This is a genomic window from Candidatus Bathyarchaeota archaeon (genome assembly GCA_029882535.1).
GTDB lineage: Archaea > Thermoproteota > Bathyarchaeia > Bathyarchaeales > SOJC01 > JAOUKM01.
The window spans coordinates 20,370-27,585 of the sequence record JAOUKM010000019.1; the positions used below are offsets into that span (position 1 = coordinate 20,370).

General features: G+C 40.8%; 8 protein-coding genes and 1 tRNA gene. 2 read left to right on the forward strand and 7 right to left on the reverse strand.

Features of this window, described 5'->3' with window-relative positions; translation table 11 throughout:
• Nucleotides 1-8: 8 nt before the first annotated feature.
• Both OEX01_06010 and OEX01_06015 read right to left on the reverse strand, forming a co-directional pair.
• A complete protein-coding gene (locus OEX01_06010) occupies nucleotides 9-2,096 on the reverse strand; it encodes an SMC family ATPase (protein MDH5448540.1) in 2,088 nt (695 codons plus the stop codon).
• Complete coding sequence (locus OEX01_06015; GenBank protein MDH5448541.1) at nucleotides 2,086-3,270, reverse strand: DNA repair exonuclease; 1,185 nt, start codon at nucleotides 3,268-3,270, stop codon at nucleotides 2,086-2,088. The genes OEX01_06010 and OEX01_06015 overlap by 11 nt, the downstream gene beginning before the upstream one ends.
• Before the next feature lie 204 nt (nucleotides 3,271-3,474).
• Here OEX01_06015 and OEX01_06020 point away from each other — a divergent pair, with 204 nt between their 5' ends.
• Nucleotides 3,475-3,879 carry a hypothetical protein gene (locus OEX01_06020; protein MDH5448542.1) on the forward strand — a complete coding sequence of 135 codons (405 nt, stop codon included), beginning with the start codon at nucleotides 3,475-3,477 and terminating at the stop codon, nucleotides 3,877-3,879.
• Between the two features lie 53 nt (nucleotides 3,880-3,932).
• Nucleotides 3,933-4,005 (forward strand) — tRNA-Cys (locus tag OEX01_06025).
• 154 nt (nucleotides 4,006-4,159) lie between these two features.
• On the opposite strand, the gene OEX01_06030 is transcribed toward OEX01_06025, so the two are convergent.
• The 5 genes from OEX01_06030 to OEX01_06050 all read right to left on the reverse strand — a co-directional run bounded on the left by OEX01_06030 (nucleotide 4,160) and on the right by OEX01_06050 (nucleotide 6,974).
• Complete coding sequence (locus tag OEX01_06030) at nucleotides 4,160-4,453, reverse strand: hypothetical protein (GenBank protein ID MDH5448543.1); 294 nt, start codon at nucleotides 4,451-4,453, stop codon at nucleotides 4,160-4,162.
• 76 nt (nucleotides 4,454-4,529) lie between these two features.
• A complete protein-coding gene (locus tag OEX01_06035) occupies nucleotides 4,530-5,321 on the reverse strand; it encodes a hypothetical protein (GenBank protein ID MDH5448544.1) in 792 nt (263 codons plus the stop codon).
• 157 nt (nucleotides 5,322-5,478) lie between these two features.
• On the reverse strand, nucleotides 5,479-5,991 hold the full coding sequence (locus tag OEX01_06040) for an Lrp/AsnC family transcriptional regulator (protein ID MDH5448545.1): 513 nt from the start codon (nucleotides 5,989-5,991) through the stop codon (nucleotides 5,479-5,481).
• 88 nt (nucleotides 5,992-6,079) lie between these two features.
• Complete coding sequence (locus OEX01_06045) at nucleotides 6,080-6,460, reverse strand: VOC family protein (GenBank protein ID MDH5448546.1); 381 nt, start codon at nucleotides 6,458-6,460, stop codon at nucleotides 6,080-6,082.
• Between the two features lie 73 nt (nucleotides 6,461-6,533).
• Nucleotides 6,534-6,974 (reverse strand): hypothetical protein, encoded by a 441-nt coding sequence (locus OEX01_06050; GenBank protein MDH5448547.1) that lies wholly within the window; start codon nucleotides 6,972-6,974, stop codon nucleotides 6,534-6,536.
• Nucleotides 6,975-7,216: the final 242 nt, after the last annotated feature.

The following is a 7,216-nucleotide window of genomic DNA, read 5'->3' on the forward strand; positions in this document are numbered from 1 at the left end:
CGCCATGCTTATTTTTCAGCAGTAACTCGGCTTGCATCAGCTTCCTTTTCCAGCCTTATCACATGCTCTGCTTTTTCCGCAAAGGCTTCATTGTGAGTAACGGCAATTATTTGTTCAATGGCTTTGAGTCGTGCGATTGCTTCTGCTAAACGGTCAACTGAGCGGTCTTCTCTGCCGAGGCTTTCAGTAGGCTCGTCCAGCAAAAGCATCTGCAACCCATGTCCAGTTCTTGCTTGCATAATAAGCTGACCTAAAGCGAATCTGTAGGCAAAAGCTAGAAGAGTGCGTTCTCCGCCAGAAAGATACGAAACTTCCCGTTCATAGCCTTCTTGGCTTTTAATAGACGGAGTGTAGGTTTCGTCAATGCTTGCTATTAACGCAACATCTTCTTCGCCTACAAGACTGTCTAATACTTGTTGAACCACTCGTTCTAGGATTCTGACAAACTCGGTGCGCAGTTTCGGCTGTATGCTTCTGTAAGCGTTGCGTATTCCATCAATGGTTTCTAAGAGTTTCTCTATTTTTTTCACTCTTTCCATTTTTTGCTGAGCATGCTCAAGACGTTCACGGAAGTCTTCAATTTTAAGGGATGCATCTGTTTTGCGGCTTTTAGTGAATTCCAACTCTTTCTTGACCGTAAGATGTTGCTCTGCTGCAGTCTCATGAAGCTTCCGAGCAGTTTCCAGCTCAGTCATATCAAACTTTGCAATTTCTCTGCGAATCCCATCAAGCTGAGCCCTAAGCGTCTTTTCTTGCGACTGTTGTTCTTCAAATTCTTTTTCCAGCTTTTCAATAGCTTCTTTCTCTTCAACAACCCGCACTTTTATATCTTGTATTCGTGGGGTGTATGATTGAAAGTCTAAGAATGCTTTGTTTACGACGTTTCTTAGTTTTTCCAGTTCTTGGACGTTTTTTTGCAGTTCTGCGAGTCTTTTTTCTCTTTCAGCGTTCTCTTTTTCAATATGTTTCAGCATGTGCGCCTTGTAATCTTCAGGCAGAGGTTGTAGACAAAGAGGACATTTGCTTTCTGCTGCAAGGTTGGATACTCGTTGTTTGGAAGTTTTAGTCTCTTTTCTTGCCGCTTCTTGTTCGGCTCTTATTCCTGTCATCTGTTCATCAAAGGAAGCCAGTTGGTGTTTTAATTCTTCAACTGTCAAATCTGGGGCGATGCCGATTTCTTGCAGTTGTTTTCTTTGCGAGTTCAATTGGGCTTCAAATGCTTTTGAACGCTGTTCGAATTCTTTAACAGCCGCTGTTTTTGTTTGAATTTCGTTTACAAGCCTTGCGCACATGTCTTCGGTGTTTGCAATGTTTGTTTGAAGCTCAGCCTCTTTCTTTAACAGCTCCTCGGTTTGTTTTCTTAGTTGTTCGATGCTTTGAAGTTTGGTAGACGCGGCTTGCAACGCTGTCTCTGCTTCTTGCAAGCTGTTGTTCAAGTCGAGGATTCCATTTTCAAGCTCTGAGAATTCTTCAACAGCCTTATGATAATCTGCTTCAAGCTTCTCTATTCCCAACACATCGAAGTCCTTCTCGTGAGCCTTTTTTTCGCCCTCATACTCTCTTTGAATCCCTCGCAGGTTGTTCCACGCCATCTCGTAGTCGCTCAATCCAAACAACTGGTCTAATCGCTTCTGCCTTTCCCGAGGAGCCACGTCTAACAATTCTTTAAGATGTTCCTGCCTAACCCACACAACTTCACGGAAAATCTCCTTGTCCAGCCCAGTTATGGTTTTCAATTGTTCCGCAACAGCTTCATTTCTCATGCTGGCGATTAGGTTGTCTTCTTCGTAAAAGTTCAACTGCTCAGCGTCTTGACCGATGCCTTTCTCACGTCTTTTCAATCCCCTCTCAATGCGGTAGGTCTTTCCATTCAACAAAAAATCGACAGCCACCTTCCCAGCACCCTCCCCCTCACGTAAAAGATAATGATAACTTCTAGTCAAAGGGTCGCCAAAAAAGGCAAAGTCGATGGCGTAAAGTATGCTGGATTTTCCAGTTCCTAGACCCCCAACGAGGCAATTAAACCCTTTCTCAAAGTCAATTCTAGATTTTGCGTGAGAGCGAATGTTTTCCAAATTTACTGTCTTAATTCGCATCCAGATACGCCTCCAATTCCTCTTTCACTCTATCTTCATCTTTCCGAGTCAGTGGCTCAATGAGATTTACCGAAAGACGAGCAACTTTCTCAGCTTCATCTCTTGGATAACGCTCACAAAATATCTGAAGAAAATACTCGAAAGCCTTGGTCTTCAAGTCCTTAAGCTCACCCTCAAAAATTGAACGAACAACCTCTTCTGGCACTTCTGTCTCACTTAAGCGAATAACTGGACGGACAAGAAGAGCTTTTTCCGCAGCATCCCTAATCTGAGCTACATCTATCTCGCTTCGGTTAGCTTCGGCGGGCAGGACTCCTTTTAAAACAGGAACAATGATAACGCCTTCTTCATCGTTTTCTTTAACTTGGCGGACGGCAGTCTCGCTAATTTTCGCTGGAGTCATGCCGGTGTAATCCTTTTCTAAGATTACAAAACGGCGAGGACTTTCTAGCTTTATGCGCTGAAATTTTGCCTCACCTTTCTCGTCCACTTGCACATAATAGAAACTCTTCGCGAACCGCGCATCATCATAGTAAACCGTCTCTGTAGAGCCACTATAAGCTAAGACGCCGGTCTTAAAGCTGCGTCTTGAGAGCTTATGAATATGTCCGCCGGCGTAATAGTTGAAACCCTCCGGTAACAATTCAGGTGGAGATTCAGCCTCCATTTGAGGCGGCTTAACACTAGGTAAGTCTAGCGCCATGTGAAAAACAAATACGTTAAACAATGCTGGGTTAGGCGACGGCTTGTTTTTCTCATAGAAAAGCGGAAGTTGCCCTTCGGTTTTTCGTCTCGTTCTGTAATTTGGGACGCCGTAGACGTAGCACTTTTCGTTTCGCCAACAGGCATTTTCATGGCGAGGTAAATAATACACCAAGCCCGCCGCGTCCAACGGGTTAAGAATAGTGCTTGTTATCACGTTGGGCGCAGAATCATGAGATCCGTCGACAACCAAAGCTGGAATACCCGCGTCTAGAAGTCGGCAAAAGTTTTTGATTGCAGCTTCTAACGTAACGTTGCTGGGTCTCGCGTGATGAAAAATGTCCCCAGCGATTATCATGAAGTCCGGTTTCAACTTAATCGTCTTGTCAACAACTTCTTCGAAGACTCTATTGAAGTCTTCACGCCTCACTTCTAGATTGTATTGTGTATAGCCTAAATGGATGTCCGCCACGTGAACAAAACTTAAAGGCTTCAGCTTCCAGTCTCCTCCTCCCTCTAGCTTTTAGCAATATTATCTCTTTTAAGTATAAGAGGAAGATGAAAATATTTTCTTGCTTGCTAATTCAAGTTTCACTAGATCTTACCAAATCTTTAAATCTCTTTTCGTTGACTTTAAATTGAGTTTGACAACGAATACACATTGAGGGAAAATAGTATGGTAAGAGATTTATTCAAGAGAAAGAAGAAAGAAAAAACAGGGGCGAAACAGCTTGAGAAAGTGATAATAACAGATTTAGAGAGAATTTGCGGCAACGACAAAGAGATATACAAAGCCTTGCAGCATACTATGTTTCGTGATCCACGAAAAATTGATGTAACAATGAAAGAGGTTACAAAGAAGGCGGCAGAACTTGAGAAGAAAGGAGATAGCATACAAGCAAGAATACAGTACCATATTGCTGGTGGATTAGCCCTTTGGAAAGGTGACATTGCAAAAGTGAAACAGTATTTCACAAAATGTGCAGAGTTGGCTCCCGAAATGGACTATGGGCCAATAACTAAGATTCCCGAGAAAGGGGTGGAGAAAGCTCAAGAGTTTTACAAGAAGTTTTTGAAGTAGAATTGCCACATCCATTGGTTAGATTTATTAGCCGTTGCTTATTTTTTTTATATGCCGGGGTGGCCGAACGGTTCAGGCGGCAGCCTGCAGAGCTGCTCTATATGGGTTCAATTCCCATCCCCGGCTTCCAAAATTAGGTTTATTTTCCTGAAAGAAGCTAGGGATTTCCTTATTTGTCCTTGCAGTTGTTTGTGTAGTTATTTGTGTAGCATTTGTGTAGTTGTCTCCAGTAGCATCTTTGATTTTTTCTAAGTCTTCCATTTGTTCGATAAATTCTTAATCAGTTAGACTTTGCTATTCTATAGGCATCATATGTTGCCAAGGCTCTAACAATGAAATCTACGACTTTTGAAATGAGCATCAGCAGATTAGACCAAGTAGACAACCAGAAAGGATAATCGATCCAGTTGAACTGAAGAGACAAATAAATAACAGCATTTGGAATAGTTAAGACCACAGCTGGAATGAGGAAAACTAGCCCTCTCAATATTCTTCCACAATATACTTGTCCCAATCCAGGAAAGAAAAATGAACCAGCTGCACAAAGATAGGGATCTCTTTCTTTAATCGGCAATCTCTTCACCGTAAACTACAAACTCTTGTTCTTCAGCTTTTATGACTTGTGGAAGAAACTAGTTAATTGATTACTGTTAGCTAGTTGCTCTATCTAGGGCTGATTTGATTTCTTTCCAAGCTGCCATTCTCTTGATAGCTGGTTTACCGTTGATTGATATTCCTCTTGCTAATCCAAATTCTTCAATAACTTCTCTATTGTCAGTGCTAATCCGTTTGATCATTATTTTATAGTCCTTTACATTTCTGTTAATCTCGTCTGCCATCCACCCACACCAAGGACATTGGCTGTTGCAAAAGATATCAACGACTGTCTTGCCTTTCTTCTTGATTCTTTGGCTTTTTGGAGTCAGAAGTTGTGGAGTTAAGTGGGCTCCTAGGTCAAGATGAAGTAGAACACGAGTTTCGTCTCTTGAAACCTCCTTAAATCCAAATTGCTTGAAGAAGTTAGTTGGCATGTAATCAAAATACCCAAACCACTTGTCACTTTCATATGATAGCACACTAGCTCCACCCACCTTTCTGGCATCATCAAGAAAATGCTGCATAAGCCCCTTTCCTATTCCTGCTTTCTTGAATCGTGGCAGAACCCAAATGCAGTCTATAAACAAAGAGTTCTTTCCCTTCACAGGTTCAGGAGCCACCTCAATTGGAAGATATTCAATGAGCCCCTTCTTGCTTTTTCTTGGACCCAAAGCTACTATGATTTCTAGTCCCTTTGACCACATCTCCTCAATCCACTTAAGTCTCCTCTTCATATGCCCTTTCATAGCTTCCTTCTGCTTTTTGCTGACACCCCAAAGGCAGAGATAAGAAACATATGGAAGCTCATTTGCAGTTATTTTACGAAAATCCAATTCCTGTAGCATATATAACCACCACATTATTGAGCTTTATGACTTGTGGAACAAACTCAATCTAACAGGAGCTAGCAACCACACTCACTTTGCTCTTTTTCTTCTGCACAGTACGATTGCTAGTAGTGTTGCTATCATGAATAGTGGCAGAATGATAAATTGCTTAGTCTTATTCAGATAATGCTTCTGCTAGGTATTTCAAATGCAAAGGCTTCAGAGTTTGACTTCCGTCAAGATTCACAAGAATGTTTCCAATATTATCTAATGTTGGTCCAATTTCACCATTATGTCTGACAATGAAGTTGTCAAAGTCTGAGTAGCTCTTGTGAACCGAAATCATGAAACCATTCCACCCTAGTCCCCTACATCCAGCAGCATATATAACGTTAGGATGTTCATTCATCCATTTTAATGCCATCTTATGATCTGCCTTATGCTGCTCTTCTGGTCCAAGAAGCATTCTGGTTTTGACGAATGTAAATGCAAGAATCTTATACCCAAGTTTCTCCCATTTGGGAATAGCAGAATAGCCATCAATTACATCCTTTTCAAGTCTTGCTCTCCTTCTTGTGACAGTTGGTTGAGATACCCCAATTTTCTTAGCCACTTGCCTATCACTCGTCTTGGAGTTTTTCATCAACTCAGAAAGAATCTTGTAGTCAATATCCTTTAGTTTTCCCATGTTACATCAGCCATATAATTCGCTTTCTTCAGTTTTTATGGCTTGTGGAAGAAACTTCATTGTAAGACAAAACGATTTATGGTAAGAACTACTCATCATATCTGGGTTTGTCACCAAATTTTGTAAGGTCTATGATTGGCAGCTCATTTCCATCTGGATCAGCCAGAACTGCAAATTTGCCACATCTCACTTCAAAAGGTTCTTTGACTATTCTGTATCCTCTCTTTTCATATTTATCACAGAACTTCTCAACATTTCTCACCATGAAGCTGAAAGATGGGTTGGGAAGATCAGGGTCATTGTGAATGACTATTTCTGAATCACTTTCAGGGAATAGGAAACCTATCATTCTCTCTTCCTTGTCAGTCCAGCCAACTTTCAATCCCAAAACACTCTCATAGAACTTGGCTGATTTCTCCAGATCAGACACATAGAACATGATACTGTCTATTTTAAGGAAAGTTTCCATGTTTCTATCTTCTAGAACTATGTTCTTATGACTTGTGGAACAAGCTTAAGGTAAACTCTAGGGTGCCTAAATTTTAGAAAGGTAATAGATAGTACACTAGACATCCTATCAATATCAAGAATGTTATGATCACCACAAATCCCATTTTCCTGTTTTTGCTGAAGGAAACACCTATCATACTGAACATAGCAGCATAGAAGACTATAATGTAGAGGACATGAATTGCCAGTATTTCTCTGAATGGAATTTTAAGGATGTAATCTAATGATAATTCCAGAAAGAGATAGAAGAGAATAAATGCATGAGATATTATCACCCTTTTCTCTGGCTTCTCTTTCGTATATCCTAACAATGTGATAGTGAAAGGAATTATCAGAGAAAGAACAATGGCACCACACACCTGCACGAGCACCATGTTACCAAGTTTGGTTGCAATGTAGAGAGCACTCACTGAAATATTGAAAATGATAAAGGAGCAAATGAAGATGATGTCCATTAATTTACTCATGTTCATTTGTTAGTCTCCATTTCTTCAATGAATACATGCAATAGACTATGATTGCCAGTAGGCAATTGATGCACATGTTTCTTTTTAGGATTTCTTGGGTTTCAGCAACCTTACACCTGATGTGGCAATTAAGCCGATTCCTACTATCCCTATAACAATTGCCCAACCAGTATTGTTCTCTCCCAAAATATTTCCTTCAAACATCAAAAAGGCACCAATCAAGCACAATGAGATTCCTAACACAAACG